The sequence below is a fragment of the Symmachiella dynata genome (genome assembly GCF_007747995.1).
Lineage (GTDB): Bacteria > Planctomycetota > Planctomycetia > Planctomycetales > Planctomycetaceae > Symmachiella > Symmachiella dynata.
This window is the reverse complement of record NZ_CP036276.1, coordinates 7,312,105-7,334,092: the sequence shown is the minus strand read 5'-3', so window position 1 is coordinate 7,334,092 and position 21,988 is coordinate 7,312,105. Positions and strand designations below refer to the sequence as shown.

Sequence of the window (21,988 nt, the reverse complement as noted above, 5' to 3'; positions counted from 1 at the left end):
TTTCAAAAGGTGGCATTGATGGCAAATGAGACGACAACGTCGACCGGCGTACAGACTCTGATCGAGCGGATTCGTGACGAAGCGATACAAACCGCGCAAGCGGAGGCGGATCGATTGCTCGCCGACGCTCGGCAGCAGGCGTCTGAGATCGTCGCCCAGGCCAAGAGCGAAGCAGACGCCGAACGCGCCAAAGCATCGGCTGAAATCGAAGCGGATCGGGCAGCGTCGCTCGATGCGTTGCGGCTGGCCTCCCGCGATACCGTCCTGAACTTGAAGGCTGGTGTAATCGCGCAGTTTGAACAATTTGTCAGACGGCTGGTCGTTTCGGCCACGCACGACGAACAGCTGATTCGCAATATCGTACTCGTCTTGGCCGGTCGCGCTGCGGAAGAATTCATCCAAGACAAGGACATCGAAGTTCGGATTTCTAAAGCAATTCTGGGCGAAGCGACGCTCAAAGAGGAAGGCCATCAAGCGATTTTGGCACTCTCAAGTGATATGTTGCGAGAGGGGATAGAACTGATCCCGGATGACGACGTCACCGGCGGCGCGCGGGTGCGACTCATTGAGGACAAACTGGAAGTCGACCTCTCCGACCGGGCGGTCGCGCGGATGATTTCGCAGCGTATGATTCCGCGATTTAAAGCGATTTTGGAAGGCGTCGAGTGAACAATAAATGGTGTTTGGATTGAAAGACTTGAACCTAACGAATTGAACTGAAAGAGGGAGAGGGCCAGCGACTGCTGTCTCATCGCACCATGTACTACGACGTGATTTCCAGCCTGCCGCAATTGCCGTATTTCACGCGCGCTGAGCGGCTGCCCATCACGCCATTGCGGCTGGAGCAACGGTTGCGCCGGTTACGTCCCGAACATGCCGCCCAATTGGAACACGCCAGGTCGGTTCTGCGCTGGCGCCCGGAGCGGCTGACCGCGCATTCCGATGAATCGCTGCTGGCGGAATACGCCCAGCTGTTGAACGCGGAACTCTCCACGCAGTTACACGAATACGTCTCGTTTCGCAGAATACAGCAAATCATGTTGGCGGCGCTGCGGCGCGTGCACGACGGAGTTGGACCTTGGGAGAATACGCGCATGTGGAGTGCGCTCCCGCATATGTATCACATCCGCCAACACTGGGATGTCCAGGATTTCGGGCTGGAATATCTCTATCCGTGGTTGCCACAAGCGCGTGAATGTTTAGCGGCCGGTGATGCGATCGGATTGGAGCAACATCTGATGGACCTCAATTGGCGCTGGTTAAGCCGTACTGCCGAACAGCAGATGTTCGCGTTTGCAGCAGTGTTTGCCTATGTCTTCCAATGGGAAATGCTCAAAGACTGGCTGCAATGTGACGCTTCCCAAGCGAAAGCACGATTCACAGAATTGATCGACAAGGTGACCGATGTCAAAGACTCATGAGAACAGCAGCGAGGCGAAAACGGCCACCGTCGTTCAGGCGCGGGAGAGCCTCGTTCTGGTACGGTTTGACGATCAGGCAGCGGTGAAAAAAAACGAAGTGGGCTACATCCACGTCGGCGATGAACGACTCAAAGCCGAAGTGCTCCGCATCCGGGGCCGCACCGCGGATATGCAAGTCTTCGAAGATACTGACGGTGTGCGCATTGGCGACCGTGTGGAGATGACCGATGAAATGTTATCAGCCACTCTCGGTCCTGGAATGCTGGGCCGCGTTTTTGATGGTTTGCAGAATCCGCTGCACGTGTTGGCCGAGGAATATGGATTCTTTCTGCCGCGCGGGGCGACCGTGCCGCCGTTGGACATGCAGCGCAGGTGGGAATTTACGCCGGCCGTGAAGGTCGGTTCCCGCGTGCCTCCGGGGGGCGTGCTGGGGACAGTGCCTGAAGGCCCGTTCACACACAAAATCCTCGTCCCCTTCAGCGAGCCGGAACCGGTGACGGTCACTTGGATCGGTGAAGGAACTTTTACGTTGGAAGATCCGATTTCCCGCATCGAAAGCAAAGGGATTGAGCGGGAGTTGACCATGGTGCAACACTGGCCTGTCCGCCGGCCCATTCCCGCTCCACTATTGCGGCGACACTACGCGGAACGGGTTTTCTCACAGACTCCGCTCACGACCGGCACACGGATTATCGACACTTTTTTCCCAATTGCAATTGGCGGAACCGGCTGCATTCCGGGCCCCTTTGGCGCCGGTAAGACGGTACTGCAGAGTACCATCGCGCGCTACTCAACTGTGGACATCGTCGTTGTGGTGGCCTGCGGTGAACGGGCAGGCGAAGTGGTCGAGACGATCACCATGTACCCCGAAACCAAGGATCCCCGCACCGGTGGCACGTTGATGGATCGTACCATCATTATCTGCAACACTTCGTCTATGCCGGTTGCCGCCCGCGAAGCGTCGATCTATATGGGTGTCACGTTGGCGGAATATTATCGCCAGATGGGGCTGAACGTACTGCTGATCGCCGATTCGACATCGCGGTGGGCACAGGCCATGCGCGAGACATCAGGCCGCATGGAAGAGATTCCCGGAGAGGAAGCGTTTCCCGCCTATCTGGACTCGTCCATTAAGAGTGTCTATGAGCGGGCCGGCGTTATTCAATGTCCCGACGGAGAGCAGGGGAGCCTGACGATGATCGGTACCGTATCGCCAGCCGGCGGAAATTTTGAAGAACCGGTCACGCAATCCACACTGGGCACGGTGAAGACGTTTTTGGGGCTCTCCTACGATCGAGCCTATAAGCGGTTTTATCCAGCGATTGATCCTCTTGTCTCCTGGTCGCGCTACCTGGATCAACTCGCACCGTGGCTGAGTAAGAACCTTGACGCGAATTGGGTGCACGACGTCAAACGGATGCAACAACTGTTGCAGCAAGGAGACTCGATCAATCAGATGATGCAGGTCACGGGCGAAGAGGGAATTACGCTCGAAGATTACCTCATCTGGCAGAAATCCGTGTTACTCGATATGGCATTTTTGCAGCAGGACGCTTTTGACGAAGTTGATTCGTGCATGCCGAGGGAACGCCAGTTGGAAAGCCTGCGGATGATCAAACAGCTCATCGACCGCGACTACGATTTTAAAAATCGCGACGAAGCGCGAGTATTTTTCACCAAGGTCACCGGCCTTTACAAGAATTGGAACTACAGCGCCCCGGGATCGGCGGATTATCAACGTTACAAAGACGAAATTGAAGCGGCCGCGACTGGTCAACTGGCAAAATGAACATTCGCTGCCAACGGTTTCGACCATAAAAAAACGTTTGTGCAGTTCATATTAATTTCATACAGATCGACGACTGTTTTTTGACGGAATAGAACCGGGCGTTTGCCAGTGCGAACGATTGGAAAAACGTGCGTCCGGAAATTGGTAATCGCTAAGCATCAATCACATGGGCTAAGGCCGTTTTCGTGGAGGGCATTGCATGTCGACACAAACTGAGAAAAATCGATCCGGCGCAAACTCTGAGACAAGACTTTCTGTCGAGGAACGGCAGAAAATGAATGCCTATTGGCGTGCTTTGAATTATCTGTCCGTGGGCCAGATTTATTTGCTGGACAATCCACTCTTGCGCGAACCACTACGGCGCGAGCACATCAAACCGCGGTTGCTTGGCCACTGGGGAACTTCCCCCGGACTGAACATGCTCTGCGTGCACCTGAACCGGATCATCAAACGCGACGATCTGAACCTGATCTACATCATCGGCCCCGGGCACGGGGGGCCGTCGTTGGTGGCTCACGCTTATCTAGAAGGCACATACAGCGAGGTCTACCCTAACATCAGCCTGGACGAAGAAGGGATGCAAAAGCTGTTCAAACAGTTCAGTTTTCCCGGTGGGATTCCCAGCCACGTGGCGCCGGAAACACCCGGCAGCATTCATGAAGGTGGCGAACTCGGATACGCCTTAAGCCATGCCTTTGGCGCTGCTTTCGACAATCCCGATTTGATTGTTACGTGCGTGGTCGGAGACGGTGAAGCGGAAACCGGACCGGCGGCCACCGGATGGCACAGCAACAAGTTCCTCAATCCGGCCCGCGACGGAGCCGTTTTGCCCATCCTGCATCTCAACGGTTACAAAATCGCGAATCCTTGTTTCCTGGCGCGCATTCCCAAAGACGAATTACAAAAGTTCTTCGAAGGGATGGGGTATCGGCCGTATTTCGTGGAAGGACACGAACCGGAACATGTTCACCAGGAGTTGGCGGCCGCACTAGATTCGGCAGTGGCGGAAATCCAGCGGATCTGGACTGACGCGCGCCAAAACGGCGTCACAGCGCGTCCAGCGTGGCCCATGATTGTATTTCGTACCCCAAAGGGATGGACCTGTCCGCCCGAGATCGACGGCAAAAAATGTGAGGATTATTGGCGAAGCCACCAGGTGCCGATGGGGGACATGGACCAAGAGGCGCACATCCGCATTCTGGAACAGTGGATGAAAAGCTATCGGCCGGAAGAATTGTTCAACGACAACGGCCGCTTGCTCCCGGAACTTGCTGAATTGGCGCCGAAAGGTCCGCGGCGGATGAGCGACAACCCGCACGCCAACGGCGGGCTATTACTGCGCGGATTAAGACTGCCGGATTATCGGAACTATGCCGTGGACGTTCCCTCACCCGGCGAGACAATCGCCGAGTCGGCGCGGGTGATGGGTGCGTATTTGCGCGACGTGATGAAGCAGAATCTGGAGAGTAAAAACTTCCGACTATTCAGCCCCGATGAGAATAACTCTAACCGCTGGCAAGACGTGCTGGATGTCACGAACCGCTGTTATATGGCAGATATTTACCCCGAGGACGATCACCTTTCGCCCGATGGCCGAGTGATGGAAGTCCTCAGTGAGCACCAATGTCAGGGCTGGCTCGAAGGGTATCTACTCACCGGCCGGCATGGATTCTTCTCCTGCTACGAAGCGTTTATCCACATCATCGATTCGATGTTCAACCAACACGCAAAATGGCTCAAGGTCTGTAATCAGATCCCGTGGCGGAGGCCAATTGCGTCGTTGAACTACTTTCTCAGCTCACACGTCTGGCGGCAGGATCACAACGGCTTAAGCCATCAGGATCCGGGATTCATCGATCATGTCGTCAATAAAAAAGCGGAAGTGATCCGCGTTTATTTGCCGCCCGATGCCAACTGTCTGTTGTCGGTAACGGAACATTGCTTACGGAGCCGCAACTATGTGAATGTGGTCATCGCCGGCAAACAACCAGCTCCACAATGGCTGACGATGGACGAGGCCATCAAACACTGCTCCGCCGGCGTCAGCATTTGGCCCTGGGCATCAAATGACGAAGGTGCCGAGCCGGACGTTGTGATGGCCTGTTGCGGCGATGTCCCAACTTTGGAGACGCTGGCTGCAGTCGACTTGTTGCGGCAGCATCTCCCGGAATTGAAAGTGCGCGTCATCAACGTCGTCAATCTAATGAAGTTGCAGCCGCAAAGCGAGCATCCCCACGGCCTGTCTGACCGCGACTTCGATGCTCTGTTCACGAAAGACAAGCCAATCATCTTCGCATTTCACGGGTATCCTTGGTTGATCCATCGGCTGACCTATCGACGGACCAATCACAAGAATCTGCACGTTCGCGGATACAAGGAAGAAGGAACGACAACCACGCCGTTCGACATGGTTGTGATGAACGACCTAGACCGCTTTCATTTGTGCGAGGACGTGATTGACCGGCTGCCGCAGCTGGGAGCGCGTGCCGCCTATTTCAAACAGGCGATTCATGAGAAGCTGATCGACCACAAACAGTACATTTCCAAATACGGCGACGACATGCCGGAGATTGCCGGATGGGGTTGGGGACGCAGGGGGGCAGCTCCCTCGCCTAGCACTTCCACCGAAGGCGATAACGTATGATGAGGAAATGAAATGAACGCTTTGACTAACATGAGCGAAACCGCACCACTGGGAGCCACGGTTGTTCCCGGTGGTGTTAATTTCAGCTTGTTCTCTCGGACGGCGTCAGGCGTTGAGTTGCTGTTATTCGACCGCGAAGAGGATGCCGCACCGTCGCGAGTCATTCCCATTGATGCGGCGGCACCTCACTCCGTCGTGCTCTTGTTTTCGAAAGCCGGGCCGACATGAAAATACTATTGCTCAACGCGGGGTCTAGCAGTCTCAAGGCAACGCTCGTCGACCAGCATGCAGGAATCGTTCTCGCACAGGCCAAGGCCGATTGGGCCGGCGAAGCGACGCGTTATGAATTTATCGCGCAGGACGGCGTCGCACGTACGGAAGTGGTCGCCGAAATGCGTTATTGCGAAACAGTGCGGCGATTTCTCAGTGATTTGCGGCAGGGCCAGTCTCCAGGATTATCGGATCTCTCAGAGTTGGCAGCCGTCGGACATCGTTTCGTTCACGGCGGAGAATATCAGACTTCGATCCAGATCACACCGGAGGTTCGCTCACACATCGAGCAACTGCGGGAACTGGCACCGCTGCACAATCCGTCCAGCTTGGAAACACTCGCGGCCGCCGAAGCAGAACTGCCGGATGTCCCGCACATCGCCGTGTTCGACACGGCGTTTCATTCCACGATGCCGCCCGAAGCGTATACCTATGCTATTCCGACAAATTGGACTCGCGATTGGGGGATCCGCCGGTTCGGCTTTCATGGGCTGAGCCACGCGTATTGCAGCAGGCAAGCCGCCAAAATGCTTGATCGCCCAAGCGACAATCTGCGGCTGGTGATCTGTCATCTGGGGCATGGCTGTTCCGCGTCAGCGGTTCACGGCGGTCAGTGCGTCGACACCACGATGGGGTTTACACCGCTCGAAGGCCTGATGATGGCCACACGCAGTGGTTCAATTGATCCCGGAGTTCTTTTTCACCTCCAACATCACCAAGGTTTGACGGCCGAGGAGATCGAGCAGTCGTTGAACCATGATTCCGGACTATTGGGTGTTTCCGGAATCTCAGCAGACATGCGCCAAGTATCGGCGGCAGCAAGTGACGGAGATAAGCAGGCTCGTTTAGCAATTGCCATCTACGTACATCGCGTGCGTCAAGCGATCGGTGCATTGACGGTTACAATGGGAGGAATCGACGCACTGGTCTTTACGGCCGGGGTTGGTGAAAACGACGCCGAAATCCGTGAAATGATTTGTTCCGGTCTCGAATGTCTGGGATTGGAGTTGGACTCCAAGACCAATGCTGCTTGCCGGCCGGATGTCGATATCGCCTCGGAAAGTTCGCGTGCCCGAATCTTGGTCATTGACACTCGCGAAGACGAAACCATGTTGCGCGAGGTACAAGCGGTTATGGGTCTGCCGGCAGGGGGCTCAGGCAAGACAAAAGTAGAACCCTAGAACCAGTTTCAAAACCCGGTTGCGCTTGTTGCGGACAATTACGTTTTAGTGTCAGCAGTTATTCTGCGCCCACGGTCCAACCTTCGAAGCGTTCTGAATATTTGCATTGCACGGTCCAAGAACAACGGTAGAGGCAATAGCCTTGGCGCCTTTGCTTCGTGTACTATTCTAGCGTATCTCAGTGCGATTCAATCAAGACTTCATCACCAGACCGATATCGAATTCAGTTGAGCAAAACAACAAACCCGCGCGAGGAGGGGACAATGTTCAGGTCGAACTGCACGGGTCCGTCGATTTGGTTCATGACGCTGGTGTTTCTGGGGTGCTCGCCGTCACCGACCGAATTGGCCAAGGAACCGCGCCCCATCAAATTGGCTCAGGTATCGCTACCGGCCCAGGTACCGCCGCCGACCGAAGTGCCGTTGGACCTGCCTCCTGACGACGACGGCTACTTGTTTCATGACTCGCACTTTCACCTAACAAACTATGTCCAAGAGGGAACCGACATACGTCGCTTTTTACAGATCATGGGCGACAAGGTCGGACGCAGTATGCTGTGCGGCATTCCCTTGCAGCAGCAATGGATGCACGCCGGTACAGGCGATTTTGCGCCGACCTATTATACACAGACCGATGCGCCACTCTATTACTATTCTTTCACTGACGCGATGATCGCTCACGAGTATCTCCGTCTGACGCCTGAAGAGCGCAAGCGTTTTGACCCAATGATCACTGGCTTCAACCCGACCGATATGTACGCCGCGGATCATATCCGCCGAGTCCTTCAAGTCTACCCGGGCGTCTTCTCAGGCATTGGCGAGTTCTCGATCCACAAAGAATTCGTCTCCTCGAAAATCGCCGGAGAGGTGGCGACACTTGGCAACAAGGCCCTGGACCGCATTCTCGAATTCGCCGCCGAGGTTGGGCTTCCCGTCGTCCTGCATTGTGACGTCAACACACCATTTCCACGTCCCAATCAAGATCCGTACATCGTCACGAAACTGAGAGCATTGGCCGATCGGCACCCGGACACGGTGATCATTTGGGCACATATTGGTCTGGGGCGTGTTGTTCGACCTGTCGAAGATCAATTGGGAATGGTAGAGCGGGGTTTGCGGGACCGCGAGCCCAAGAATATTCACTTCGACATTTCATGGGATGAGACCGCGAAGTATTTAGTCGGTAGTCCCGAAGCCATCAAGGCGACGGCTGATCTTATCAACCAATTCCCAAAACGTTTTCTGTTCGGGACCGATACTGTCGCGCCCCAAACCGAGGAGCAGTACCTCCACGTTTATAAACTCTATGCGCCGCTGCTTGCCAAATTGACGCCTGAAGCAAAGCACCTGCTGCTGAAGGGAAATTACGAACGCATCTTTGACGAAGCGCGTCGGAGCGTGAGAGCGTGGGAAGCCGCCCACAAGCGACCGTGAGAACAGCTGAGATGTGTAACAAAAGTAACGGAATTGGAGCCAAGCTACTCAATGAATAATCTTCATGTCACTGGCGTTGATGTGGTCATCGTCGCGATCGCAGTGCTGTGGGTCGGAAGCCGCATCACGCGGGTTGTCCCAATTCTAGGTAAGTACAGTATTCCGATCGCAGTGACGGGAGGGCTGCTTTGCAGCATCATCGTTGCGGCAGTAAGTTCTCTTGGCGGCCCAAAGATCACTTTCGAAATGACAATCCGCGACACGCTGTTGATGATCTTCTTCACGACGATTGGCGTCTCGGCAAAGTTCTCGCGGTTGGCGGCGGGGGGGAAAGCACTAGGCGTGATGGTGGTGTGCGCGGGAGTCTTTCTGGTGGTGCAGGATTTCACCGGTGTGCTGCTCGCGAGTTCGTTTGGAGCGCATCCTGGTTACGGTCTGTTCGCTGGAAGTGTGTCACTCGCCGGTGGACACGGAACCGCGATCGCGTGGGGGCAGGAGGCGGAGGCCGCCGGCCTTCCAAACGCAGATCTGGCTGGCATTGCCTTTGCGACGTTCGGATTGGTGGCGGGGGGAATTATCGGTGGGCCCGTTTCCGAGTGGTTGATCAAACGAAACGGCCTCGCGCCAGACAGCGCGATCGAAGAAGCGAGCAACCTGGAGGAGGCTGAAGAGTCGGAGGTCTACTCATTGGAGTCAGCACTGGGCGTAATGCTCGTGCTTGCGGTATGCCTCTCGTTGGGTGAGGTGATCAACCGCTGGCTGTTTTCCAACGACATCAAGCTGCCCGGCTTTCTGACAGCGATGATGGTTGGCATCTTGGTCACGAACTTGGCGGACCGTTCCGGAAAGCCGTTGCCTGCCGGATACTTCGATAAGGTCGGCGAAATATCGTTGCAGCTTTTCTTGGCGATGAGTTTGATGAGCATGGATCTCTCGTCGCTCGCCGATTCGTTTGGCACGATCTTCCTGGTGCTGATGATTCAGATCGTCGTCATCACACTGTTTGCCGTGCTGGTGATTTTCCGAGTGATGGGTCGTGACTATGACGCGGCAGTGATTGTCGGTGGCTTCTGCGGGCTTGGAATGGGGGCGACGCCGGTGGCAATCGCCAATATGAATGCGGTCACCAGAAAGTACGGACCCTCGTTCAAGGCGTTTCTAGTGATCCCGCTCGTCGGAGCCTTCTTTATCGACTTGCTCAACGCACTCGTGATCAAGTTCTTCATCGGCCTGCCTTTCTTGCAGCATGCGCCGTTGCCCGGGGGATGAGTCTGTGCGCGGTCCCAAAAGAATGACGAGCGTAAATTGAACCCGCAAAGCAAGAACAAAAAAGCCTCGACGAACACTGACGATCAAAAGAGATCGGCGATGATAAAACCACAACATCATTTGACAACTTGTCAAAATGCGTCTGGCGCCCGGCAATTGTTTTCCGCTTCACCATCCGCATCGAGGCCAATCCATATCTGCAATTCACATGCAGATATGGACGGTTGGAATTCGTTCTGATAAAATCACGGTAGTGCAGGCTAATTCAAAAAGCTCAAATGGCCACCTCTACTGAATAAGGTTTCCGATGGACGGACAGACACGCCGTGTTGACGCGAATGAAGTTGAGGAAATCCGTCAATTGCTCCGGGACCGGGCGGTGCGCGCTACTCCAGCCCGGATCGCAGTCCTGCAAGAGTTGCGGAGTGCGACCTCGCCATTGACTCATGCTGATCTGGCGGAAAAGCTAGTCCCGCTTGGTTTTGACAAAGCGACAGTCTTTCGCAATCTGACCGATTTAACCGACGCAGATCTTATCATGCGGACGGAACTGGGCGATCATGTCTGGCGATTTGAAATCTTGGATCCCAATAATCCTGATGGTGATAAACATCCGCACTTTGTGTGTGTCGAATGCGGCGACGTTCGGTGCCTAGGCGATATGACCTTCACGGCCAGTTCTCAGCGACGCGCGAAAGGCGTTGGTCGCATCACTGAGATTTTGATCAAGGGACACTGCAAAAACTGCGACACGGCAGCGATCTAAGGCAGCGAAGGAGGCCTTGCCTCAGCGTTTTCTCAGCCTTAGCGTTTCTCATTTGTGCAAATGTGCCGGTTCGAGAAGTGGAACTTGACCCCAGTCTCGATCGCACTAAAGAAGTGATCGCACAACTCGAAGTTCCTCCTCGACTTCGCAAAGTTTTCCGTGCTGCTGCATGGTTCACAAAGAAGTCGCACAAACGCTGGGGATGAAACGGTCACCGTGCGTCGAACGCAAAGCGGCTGGTGTTGTTTGCGATCGATTTGGGTTGTTGTTTCAATCGTGTAGTGGCCAGTCCCTCCGCGTGATCCAAACGGAGACTCCGCCAGCTCACAGGCACGTGTTGTGCTATTGCAGTCAGTGTGCAATATCCATTACTGCGGATTTCTGCCGAATTGAAGAGAATTGCCGGAATTTGTTCAGCGCGAGACAATTTTGTCGCGTATTTAGTATGGCAACGCCCTGCAAAGTGCATGTGTCTGGTTTGACAAGGTGTTGTCGGCATGCACTCGGTTCACCTCTTAATCTCGCCGGACTCGTCACGACGCAGTATCTAAGGCTATACCTCAATGCACAATCATGCGCATGACGTAACTCTTGGGCTGGCCTTCCTGTTGGGGGCGTTTCACGCACTGGAACCGGGCCATGGAAAAACCGCGATGTTTGTGTACCTGCTGGGGGGACGCCGCAGTCCCTGGCATCCATTTGTTATGGGGATTTCCACAGCGTTTTCGCATTCGATGTCGCTATTTGCGATCGCATTTGCCGTGCATCTTGCTCATCATGTGGTGACTGGGGATCATCATCATGAGGATCAGATCTCAACGATTCTGCCGTGGATCAGCGCGCTGCTGGTTGTTGCTGTCGGTTGCTATCTTGTCTGGCAGGCGTATCGCGGTAAGCAGGTTCGATGCTGTGGGCATCACCATCATTCCGACGAGCATCATCATGACTGCGATTCCGAATCGAGTCTGGTCCAGTTGGGATCGGACTCCCCCAAAGCGTTGGAGCCGGCGGCACCGCGAACGAGCTACAAGACAACCGCTCTTTTAGGCATGGCGGTTGGTTTACTCCCCTGTCCCTCGGCACTTGCGGCTTATTTTACCGGCTTATCCACAGGCTCGCCGGTGGCAGCTTACCTGATCATCGCATTGTTTGCCGCTGGCATTGCATCATCGCTGACGCTCGTGGGGCTAGTGCTGCAACTGTTCGGCGACCGCCTTGGCAACCGCGTCTCCGGAGCATCTCGCATTCCGTGGGCACACGTGCGGGCATTCTTGATTCTCGGGATGGGAGCCTTTTATACGGTCCGCCTCGTGGTCTCCAGCACGTAACCGCAGCCATTTCCCAGCGACTTAAAAACGCATCCGCGAAATGGTCGATGTTCCTTAACGAACTGCTGGCGCATGCCCTTTCTGTATTGCTTGGACTTCGCGGTTCCCAGTCTGAGCCGCAATGTGGCGTTTGGTTACCGGCTCTGGAGTCGGATCGTTTCTCGGTTCGAGCGAAGTGCTGTGACGGCCGAAACGTAGAGCAGGAAAAGTGCGGAGCACAGCACAAACATTGGAAGAAAAAACAATGCTCGCGACACTTTGTCTTCCATCATGCCACCCAGGGTGAAATCAACGAAGCCGCCCCACACTGCGAAATTGAACGTCGCCAAACCCCAGGAAACAACAAGTCCCGTCCAGATTGCGGGAATGCGCAATTGAATGGTTTTTTTGCCAATAGCCACCATGGTGATGCCCAAGATAATGAAAAGGAAAAACCAGCCGAACACTTTCCAGGCTTGTTCGGGTACATAGGGGAATACCCAGAAATGCTCGATGTGAAAGAACCGCCGAATCGCTAGTGTGATAATTCCAAGTACTTCCATCGCAGCGAATCCGGCCCCCAGGAACATCATAAATGTGCCGGCATCATGAATGCGTTTTAGTTGGCGGGTCCAGAGGAGCAGCTTCGACAATTGCCCCAACGGGCGCGCCTTAACCGGCTCTTGATTCAAGAAACGTCGCAAATCATCTGCGAACTCCTGCGCTGACTGGTAGCGGTGAGAGGGTTCCTTGGAGATGGCCTTGAGGCAGATCGTTTCTAAATCCCGCGGGATATTGTGAACAAACTCGCGTGGACGGGGAGGTGGCGTATGGATTGCCTGTAAGATCAACATGCGGGTGTTGCCCCGAAAGGGGCGCTCACCGGTCAAAAATTCAAACAACATGACCCCTAGGGAATAAACGTCGGAGCGGCTGTCTGCCTGATGCGATTGTCCAAGAGCTTGCTCCGGAGGAATATAAGCTGCTGTACCCAGAATTTGGCCGTCCATTGTCATCGTGACATCCTGCGATTCCCGTTTCGCTAATCCAAAGTCCATCACATACGGATTGCCGTCCGCATCGATCATAATATTGGACGGTTTGAGATCACGGTGCACGATATTGCGCAAATGGGCATGCTGCAGTCCGTCGGCGATCATTGCGCAGAGTGTGGCCGCTTCTTGAATGCTTGGTGACTTGACGGTCAGCCATTCCGCGGCATTCAACCCTTCAATAAAGTCGCTGACGATGTAAATCCGTCCTTCGTCTTGGCCAACTTCATGCACACTAACAATGTTCGGATGATTGAGTTGTGCCGCGGCGCGCGCTTCGCGAACAAACACATCAGCTTCTTCGGGACTATGTTGTTCTCTTCTGGGGATTTTGATAGCGACCGTGCGATCGAGTTCTTCGTCGTAAGCTTTCCAAACGACGCCAGAGGCTCCGACTCCGATCTCGCAAATCAAGCGAAAGCGACCAACAAAAGTCGGTTGACTCCCCTCGAACGGAACTGTGTCGGTAGAAATGAGATTGAACGTGCTCCCACAATCGGGACATACCAACTCTTTCAATGAAGCCTCAGCGTCAACGTCAACCGAATTACGACAATGAGGACAACGGACGATCATGTTGGCAAACGCAGAGCTCCACGAATTCTTGGGTGACAATGATTTGATGCCACGCGGCGACGTTCATGGCAGACCATGAATCGGTAGTCGCAATCAAGCGAATTCAGAAATTAACGTCTCTGGCACAATTGGATTGTGGCTGCAACCCCAAACGGCGATCCGTCGCTCGAGCTATTATAGAACACGTAGTAGATAATGAGTCGCGGAAATGTCTTACAAAGATCGTAACCAACGGCAAATCCGATTTCAATTCGTAAGTTGTTTGGGCGATGCGCGCACAACTCAATCAGCCCCCCTCGAAGGGATCGCAACAGATGATTTGATCAAGGACGACTGTGTCAGCGTGCTGGTGCAGCGGCTTTTTTTGTGAGAGTCTTTTTGAAAAAGGCAATGATCCGTTTCTCCGCCGTTGCCGGGCCGCGGTGACCGCCGTCATTGCTGATTTCGATTTCCGCTGCGATCCCCGCCTGTTTCAGGCGCGCGTGCATGTCTCGTGACTGCAGCCAAGGGACCGTCCGATCGTTTCGGCTGTGCAGCAGTAACACCGGCGGATCAGCCGGGTTGACGTGGTTGATCGCCGACGCCTGAAGCCAATGTGCATCGGTCGGCGAGAATGCCGCTCCAATCCACTGGCCGTTGGTGCGGCGTTTCTTTTCCGCATTGGGCTGCAGCGCCAACTGGTCCTCGTCGGTGAAACGGGCGACGAAATCGTAGACTCCAGCAATGCCCGCCGCCGCCTGGATGCGGCTCGACTCCTTCGCAACTCCATCCGGTAGTTTCAGGCCCTCGACGTCGTCACCGACCGCCAACAATACGGCCAGCGTTGCGCCGGCGGAACGCCCCATTGCGCCGATGTGGTCGGGGTCGAGACCGTATTCTTCGCTGTGTGTGCGGATAAAACGGACCGCGGAGCGAACGTCGGCCAGGGTGTCGAGATATTCATGATCGGGCCGGCCGCGGTAGGAAATGAGCGCCGCCGCGAATCCGTTTTTCGCCAGCCGCTCGGCATAGGGGCGAAACCGCTGGCCGTCTTGGGCCCTAAAGCCTCCTCCTTGAATGACGATCACGCAGGGGAGCGGGCCGGATGGATTTTGCGGTCGGTACAAATCGAGCGTGAGTTTCTGATCCTCGCCTGCAAAGACAAGCCCCTTCTGCACGGTGAATTTTGCCTCGGCTTGCCCATCACCCGCTTCCACTGCAACTGCTGCCACTAGCATTCCACACATTGTCCACAGTGCGAACGCACATCGTTTTTTCATCGACGCCTCCTCGGAAGCATGATTGGATTGAATCGTCTTTGCCGGATCGGATTAAAGGCGGCCTTTGAGGAAGTAGTTGTAGTGACTCCCTTTTGGCCCCTCGCCACCAAGGACATACAGGGTGTCGCCGATGATCACCACGGCTGAGTCGTTGAACACGGCGCCGGGCGGGAGTGCACCTTTTAATTGTTGCCACTGGTCGTCTTGCACGTCGTAGACCCAAGCTAGATCGGACCAAACGCTTTTCCGCTCGGGTTTCTCTTTATCACGCATGACCCCACCGACAATCACGGCATATCGCTGCTGATAGAGCGCGCCGGCCCATCCGGAGATAGCGACTGGTGGAGGTGTTCGTTTTTCCCAGACGTCTTGCTGCGGACTGTAGCGCCACGTCTCGCGCAGACCGACCGTCTTTCCCGATTCGTTCCAAGTGACTCCGCCCAAAACATAAAGGTGATCTTGAGATGCCGCTGCGGCCGACCAGCCGCGCCCGACTGCCGGAATCGGGGAGCGTGTTCTCCAGCCTAATTTGGGTTGGCTCAGATCGAAGACCTCCGTCGTGTTTCGAATTGTGTTTTGGCTATAACCCTTCTCCGCCCACACATATTCATTGCCACCAGCGACAACGAGGTAGTTGCCGACACGTCCGACTGCCATGTGCGTCCGGGGAACATTCAGTTGGCTGTGTGGACGCCAGACTGGAGGCTGTTGGAGGAGGTCCAATGCAAAGCATTCTCCGTGTGGACGGTACGGAGGGTCTTGCTTTTGATATTGCTTGCCGCCGCCGAAGACGTAGAAGTTGTCGCCGGCACATAGTCCGCGCCCGTATTCGCGACGATCGGGCGCGTCAGCCAATTGGCTCCATTTGTCAGTTGCCGGATCGTAGACCCAACACCAGCGCGAGGTCTTGCGGCTGGTCCGATCGTCCGTTTCATCTCCACCAGGAATGAAACCTCCGGCAACGACAATTTTTCCGTTGTGGACGTCCATCGCCACGCCGCTGATGCCGGCGTAAGGACCTTCTTCAACCCAAGGCAGCTTTGTGGTTTCCCATTTAATGGTTCCGAATGTCGGCAATTGGGAATAGGCATCCGGTGGATCGGCCGACAGTGGCGGCGCCGGCTGCACACCTTTTTTGGGCGGTGCAGGCTCAACCTTTTCCTCGGCCGCTAAGATCTTCACGCTCAATTGTGTTGCCAACAGTACCAATAAGAAGATTCCACATCGATTCATCGCAGTTCACTCGCTCATGCTGCAGATTGGCGGAGGCGGCAACTTGCGCCTCTTGTATTGCCTGTACCGTACCACAAATCAGGCGAGTTGACCTACCGACGGTCAAAGCTTCTCGGTGACGAGGGGGAGGTTGAACCGACGGCGGGCCGGTCAGAGAACGCGGGCGCGGTAAACGAAAATATGGCCGGTGGTGTCGGCGGCATTCAAGACAATCTTGTTCTCACCGTCAAAGCCAAATACATTTTGCCGGATGGTGATTTGAGCGAGTTTCGTTATCGATTCAGGACATGGTCAGAAGTTGGGATTCCCGTGATTTCCGCAATAGTATGCTGGCGAAACATTCGGGCAAACGGTTGGTGCATCGTAGCCGTTCTGTGCATTTCATTTTAGGTCGTTGGCAAGGGCACAACCGGCTTCTACCAGGGTCAGTGTGATTGATTGGTCCCAAAGTGGTCCCGGTCGACCTTCACGAACCGTGAGTCATTGCCTTTGCTTTGGATTTCCTGAAGAATTTCCGCATAGAGAGTCGCGTCCGGCGTCTTGCCGCTGAGGCTGTTCCATAATTTTTCGGCCGCCATTTGCTCTATCATCTGTTTGGCAGTTAGTGGTTCCTTAGATCCGCTGAGCACTTTGGCAGCGGCGTTGATGACGCTGGGTCTTGGGGCGGTGGCCTTTTCGGGGGTCACTTTCTTCGATGTCGTTTGCTGTGTGGCCATCGTATCGTCCCTTTCGTTATTCGGTTTTTCGTCTGTCCTGCGGCCAATGTGCTCGCCGAGAATAGGACATTCGATGACCTCGACGTGCGGCATCAGCGGCCGCTGCTTAGGCGACATCTCCGGAGAATAAAACCGGCCAGGTTTATGTGAGGAGCGATCAAATTCATCGGCGGTTAGACGATGAAAAGTGAGGGAAGATTTCAAAAACTATTGGGCAGGAGCGCACCGCTGGCAAAACCGAGTCGCTCACGTCCCCTGTCCGATCTCTTCCACCATGACTCGCCCCGCCGCGCCCCTTCGACTGCCCCGGGCTGCGGTATCATCTCGTTGATGTCAAAAGTACTCGTAATATTTTTAATAGTGGGGCTCGCAAAGCCCCAGCTATGATTGTGCCGGTACTCGAAGACGAAACGGTTCGCGTGCTCGACTTGGCCCCACTTAAAGAATGATTCGCCAGGAGTATTCGGGCATCTGTAAATGTGGTACCTGTTTGATTGGTATGTTGAGATGACTGAATTTAATACGAACAATACTCAGGAAAAATGATGTTTGTGTTATGTCCAACGGCTTGCCAATCGAATTGCTATGAGTCTACGGCCAGGCGCCGGTCACGCTTTCGTAGGTGGTACCGATCTTTAACTCATCAATCAAAAAACTGGCTTTGGTTCCGTTTGTGATAACTAACCGGTCAAAAGTTATGTCGGTGCGGATGTCAAGAGCCGGGCCGGACCACTTGACCTCGCTAATGCTACGCGGAAAGGTTTGTGCAGAGGAAATGCCCGCGACGCGACAGCGGGCCAGATTTTGGCCTTCGGCATCGGAGGTCACTTGGATGTGCATGAGTAGTAAATAGGCGATGTCATCGGCAACGTGATCTTGTTTGGGGGGTGTGCCCTGCGAGATCGCTTGACCCTGCTGAAGTTGTCGCATGAAGATGGTTCGACCGCTACTCAGACCGAATTGCACTACCTGCATGTTCTCCTTGTTCATCAGTAAGATTGCCAATTCCTGTTGGCTGGCGGATGCGGGTTTTCCTGTAGGCAGACGCTTGGCCAATAGCGAGATGTAATACTCACCTGTTTGTGAGAGGTCGATTTTTTGGGCGAGGCCTCTCGAGAGCGTGTCCTTGCCCTGCATCAAGATGGAATGTCCGGTCGCATGAAAATGCCCGCCCTGATTCTCAATCTCAAGATCAACAACTTCGGCATTGCTGGGTTTCGTCAGATTGCTCAACGCTGTCCAGCCGCGTCGAAATCCATGCCCGCCGTTCTGATTGGTTAGGCTGCCAACTGGGTACTCAAAACCGTCGTATGCCAATTGCCCCGGGAGTTTTGGTTGTTGCTCTGCGCGGCTAGGGTACTGCGAGTTGTTCTCCAACTGCCGTAGATCATACGACCATTCGCTGGGGCGAAGCGGAACGCGTTTCGTCCAACGGTGTTTCAAGCGGTACCCTGCCGTCACATCCAACCATTGTTCGCTGGGGCCTAAGGAGAGCTTACGGATACGTTGATTGTCGACGGAAAATTCTCGAGACAATCCATAGCATTTCCCCGTTTTGACATCCCAGAAGCCGAGATAGCCATCGCCGTCGCCACTAATCAACCGTGCTCCGTCACGCGAAAAAGTGAGCGCACGTACGGCATAATTGTGACCGTTCAGTCGGAAATGAGAGTCTCCACGGGAGACGTTTCCGAGATGAATCGCTCCGTCTTTGTGCCCAGAAGCTAGCCAGCGACTGTCCGGTGAATAGGCCATGCTAAAGACATGACCGCCCTTGACGAAAGAACCTTGAGCTTTTAGTGTCGCGCGGTCAAATATCTGTACACCGAGATTTGACGCAGCAATTATTCGGTTGTCCGGGGAGAGCAGAACCGAACTGGCAAAAGCATTGGGGAGTTGCTTTTCAAACCTCGCATTTTCTTGTGTGTTGAGAAAATAGAGATTATCCAATTCTTCACCAAAGCCGATCACATGCTGCTGATCGATCGCGACATGCCCCCAGGCAGAATCCATTCCACTTGAATGTCCAAAGTTCCGGCTACCGAGGCTTTGAAAGTCTCCCTGAGAAACATCCCAATACTGAAGATGCTTGTTATCGCACTGAGCCGCGAGTAGTGATCCACACGGAGAGAAAACCAACGTTCTGGCAAAATGTGGCAGTTTCTCTGAAGTCGCCAGCAGTTTGCCGCTTTCATAGTCGGTCAAACGGACGCGATCATCGGTTCCCAACCAAGCGAAAAATTTTGAATCATTCGACGTTGCAGTATTCGTGACTCTGATCTCTTCTGGAGCATAACGTTGCTCTGGTTCTAGCTGACCAAAACGATACAGCACGATCGCGCCATCCGTCCCAGACACGAGGGCCATTTCGGAATTCAGCGTGCAGATTGCAGTGACGGCCCCGTTCACAGCCCGGATCTTTGGTTTGCCTTGGAAAGTGACTTCTCGGTGATCCGAGCTGTCAGCGGTGACGATATCCGACGACTCAATCCAGCCATTGTAAGAGCCGATTAGAATCGTTGAGCCGTCGTCCGAAAAAGCCAGACGCTCCCGACCGTTGCAATCAAACATGTTTAGACGAGTGCCGGAGACAGCATCGACTAAATCGACCCGGCCCCGTTTTCCCGCAGGTCCGATTAGGTACGCGGCAAATTGTTGAGACGCATTGTAAGCGAATGCAAGAGGGGCTTTTCGAGAGGGGTTGTTGACATTGTCAATCGAACTCTGCAATGAAACATTCCAAAGTCCGATCGACTTAGTTTCCGGATTGGGAACCATCAAGGTGTAGCCAGCACCGATAAAATCTACGAAAATGGAGCCGTACGTAACTGGAGCGAGTCGGAATGATTTTCCCTGGAAGCCATTCTCAAACTCCCAAACAACGACCTCCTTGGCACCTGCTGATGCGGATACGAGGTACTTGCCGTCTCCGGAGAAATCCAACGAGCGAATCGTGTACGGGAATTTATTAAGCCGCGCTACTTTGTCACCCGTCATGGCGTCGATCAAGACTACGTGGGAATCGTATGGATAATCCTCTTCGCCATAAGCAATCCAGCGACCGTCCGGCGAGATGGCGACTGCGTGTATCGGCCGGTGATGCAGTTTAAAGTGCTTCAGTCGAGTTGCTGAGCGGATATCCCAAATCGAGACAACACCATCCATACCGGCTGAAGCGACGCGTTTGCCGTCGGGGAATATCGCCAAGTCTTGCACGCCGGCGGAATGCGTTCCGATGACTCGAAAACGCTCGTTGAGCTTGGAGTTGAGATAGTTCCATTCCACGTGCCGCAGGTCCGGTTCGTCCGTTGTCGGCATTTGGTCGGCCAGAATCTGTGACGCCTCCATCAGCCGACCTTCTCCGTAGCGCTGAAAGGCGAGTTTCATTTGTGAGAGATAACTCGTCTGACGTGCGCGAGTGGCCACTTGCTGTGTCAATTGATTCGCTTTGTCCGATGCCCTTTTCTCCTCCTCAACCAGGGCCAATGCGGTTCTGAGCTGATCCATGACGGTGCCCATTTCCTGCAAATGCTGACGAGACTGCAGCAACTCCCAGGATCCGAATGCGCACAACGTGACCAGCAGCAAGGCAATGCTCGTCAGCTTTCCCCGGTGACGTTTCGCGAATTTTCCCAGCCGGTACGTCACCGACGGCGGACAGGCTTTGACTGCTTGTCCCTTCAAGTATCGATTGATGTCTTCGGCGAATTCCCTCGGAGATTCGTAACGGCGGTTGCGGTCTTTCTCCAGCGCCCGCATCACAATCCAATCCAACTCACCTTGCAGTTTGCGTCCCAATTTGCGGTGGTCGACATTTCGTTGATCAGAAATCGTCGAGACTTTCTGCATTTGCAGTGTGCTCAAACGCGAGCTTGGTTTGGGCGGTTCGTCTTCGAGGATGATGCGACGCATTTCATCGAAGCCCGCACTCTCCAAGGTCTCTCGATTAAAGGGTGTTGTCCCTGTCAGTAACTCGTACAGCAGGACCCCGAGTGCGTACACGTCGGACCGGGTGTCGACGTCGACTTCATTCAGTTGAGCCTGCTCTGGGCTCATATACATCGGCGTGCCAATCATCTGGCCGAACGCGGTGTAAACCGTTATTTCCGTCAAAGGCTGGCTCAATGCCTTGGCGACTCCGAAATCGATCACTTTCACGATCGGTGTTTCATCCCGCGTCGTGACCATGATATTTGACGGTTTGAGGTCCCGGTGGATGATGCCCTTCTGATGCGCATGTTGTACGGCGTGACACGTATCGATAAACAGCCGCAAACGCTCATCGGTTGAGAGTTTGTGCTGGTCACAAAACTTGGTGATCGTGGTCCCCTTGACCAGTTCCATCACGAAGTAGGGCCGCCCATCAGCTGCAGTGCCGGCATCAAGCACTTTTGCAACATGCGGATGATCCATCATGGCCAGTGCCTGGCGCTCAGATTCAAAGCGGCCGACAATGTTCTTGGATTCCATTCCCAGCTTAATCAGCTTGAGGGCCACTTTACGGCGGATCGGTTTGGTTTGCTCGGCCACATAGACCTCTCCAAACCCTCCTTCGCCGATTTGCTCTCGAATCTTGTAGGGACCGATCATGGTTCCCGGTTGTAATCCACGGAAACGACCCAGGATCGACGGGGCCAGTGGCGCGTCTAATGGGTTATTTTCGGCAGCATCGTGACGCAACAACTCTTCAAGTTCGGTCCGCATTGCGTGGTTGTCGGCACAGGCAACTTCTAAGAACAGAGCTTGCTTCTGCGGATCTGGTATTTCGACGGCGAGATCAAAGAGGTGTTTTGTCTTCGAGTTTATTGACATCGAATCGCTGCTCCGTATGGCTTACATTATGATTCTCTGCATCGCGCGAATTCGTTGTTCAAGCTAGAAGAAAACTGCAGGGGGCTGTCATGAAAACCACCACGTTGGGGATATCAACTCCGTTAAATAATGCGAAATTCGAGACTGATGTCAGTCATCATTAATGAAGGATTGTCGAAAAAAAGCAATAATTATTTTGAACGTCTCAAAGCGGTCTTAGAAATAGCCTCAATCGTTGACAAGAAAAAATTAGCCACGTG

14 protein-coding genes and 1 pseudogene are annotated in these 21,988 nt (G+C 54.3%); 10 read left to right on the top strand and 5 right to left on the bottom strand.

What is annotated here, in order from left to right:
- Positions 1-18 precede the first annotated feature (18 nt).
- From Mal52_RS27915 to Mal52_RS27870, 10 genes and pseudogenes are all read left to right on the top strand, one after another.
- On the top strand, positions 19-669 hold the full coding sequence (locus tag Mal52_RS27915; protein WP_145380180.1) for a hypothetical protein: 651 nt from the start codon (positions 19-21) through the stop codon (positions 667-669).
- An 89-nt stretch (positions 670-758) separates the two neighbouring features.
- A complete protein-coding gene (locus tag Mal52_RS27910; RefSeq protein WP_145380178.1) occupies positions 759-1,421 on the top strand; it encodes a DUF2764 family protein in 663 nt (220 codons plus the stop codon).
- The gene (locus Mal52_RS27905) at positions 1,405-3,210 is read left to right on the top strand and encodes a V-type ATP synthase subunit A (protein WP_145380175.1); all 1,806 of its coding nucleotides are present in this window, start codon (positions 1,405-1,407) and stop codon (positions 3,208-3,210) included. The genes Mal52_RS27910 and Mal52_RS27905 overlap by 17 nt, the downstream gene beginning before the upstream one ends.
- Positions 3,211-3,409: 199 nt before the next feature.
- Positions 3,410-5,854, top strand: a complete 2,445-nt coding sequence (locus Mal52_RS27900) for a phosphoketolase family protein (protein WP_145380173.1) — start codon at positions 3,410-3,412, stop codon at positions 5,852-5,854.
- A 12-nt stretch (positions 5,855-5,866) separates the two neighbouring features.
- Positions 5,867-6,028, top strand: a pseudogene (locus Mal52_RS27895) (hypothetical protein); the annotation flags it as partial.
- 50 nt (positions 6,029-6,078) lie between these two features.
- Positions 6,079-7,305, top strand: coding sequence for an acetate/propionate family kinase (locus Mal52_RS27890; RefSeq protein ID WP_145380169.1), 1,227 nt, complete (start codon positions 6,079-6,081; stop codon positions 7,303-7,305).
- A 263-nt stretch (positions 7,306-7,568) separates the two neighbouring features.
- Entirely contained in the window at positions 7,569-8,738 is a 1,170-nt protein-coding gene (locus Mal52_RS27885) for an amidohydrolase family protein (RefSeq protein WP_197534522.1), read from the top strand.
- A 51-nt stretch (positions 8,739-8,789) separates the two neighbouring features.
- A complete protein-coding gene (gene gltS / locus Mal52_RS27880) occupies positions 8,790-10,007 on the top strand; it encodes a sodium/glutamate symporter (RefSeq protein WP_145380167.1) in 1,218 nt (405 codons plus the stop codon).
- 307 nt (positions 10,008-10,314) lie between these two features.
- A complete protein-coding gene (locus Mal52_RS27875; RefSeq protein ID WP_145380166.1) occupies positions 10,315-10,773 on the top strand; it encodes a Fur family transcriptional regulator in 459 nt (152 codons plus the stop codon).
- Between the two features lie 563 nt (positions 10,774-11,336).
- A complete protein-coding gene (locus tag Mal52_RS27870; RefSeq protein ID WP_145380164.1) occupies positions 11,337-12,101 on the top strand; it encodes a HoxN/HupN/NixA family nickel/cobalt transporter in 765 nt (254 codons plus the stop codon).
- 134 nt (positions 12,102-12,235) lie between these two features.
- Here Mal52_RS27870 and Mal52_RS27865 read toward each other — a convergent pair whose 3' ends face one another.
- From Mal52_RS27865 to Mal52_RS27845, 5 genes are all read right to left on the bottom strand, one after another.
- The gene (locus Mal52_RS27865) at positions 12,236-13,546 is read right to left on the bottom strand and encodes a serine/threonine-protein kinase (RefSeq protein ID WP_197534521.1); all 1,311 of its coding nucleotides are present in this window, start codon (positions 13,544-13,546) and stop codon (positions 12,236-12,238) included.
- 500 nt (positions 13,547-14,046) lie between these two features.
- Positions 14,047-14,967, bottom strand: a complete 921-nt coding sequence (locus Mal52_RS27860) for an alpha/beta hydrolase (RefSeq protein WP_145380160.1) — start codon at positions 14,965-14,967, stop codon at positions 14,047-14,049.
- Positions 14,968-15,018: 51 nt separating this feature from the next.
- Complete coding sequence (locus tag Mal52_RS27855; protein ID WP_145380158.1) at positions 15,019-16,200, bottom strand: Kelch repeat-containing protein; 1,182 nt, start codon at positions 16,198-16,200, stop codon at positions 15,019-15,021.
- A 425-nt stretch (positions 16,201-16,625) separates the two neighbouring features.
- A complete protein-coding gene (locus tag Mal52_RS27850) occupies positions 16,626-17,009 on the bottom strand; it encodes a winged helix-turn-helix domain-containing protein (protein WP_197534520.1) in 384 nt (127 codons plus the stop codon).
- A 498-nt stretch (positions 17,010-17,507) separates the two neighbouring features.
- The gene (locus Mal52_RS27845; RefSeq protein WP_145380155.1) at positions 17,508-21,728 is read right to left on the bottom strand and encodes a protein kinase domain-containing protein; all 4,221 of its coding nucleotides are present in this window, start codon (positions 21,726-21,728) and stop codon (positions 17,508-17,510) included.
- Between the last annotated feature and the right edge of the window lie 260 nt (positions 21,729-21,988).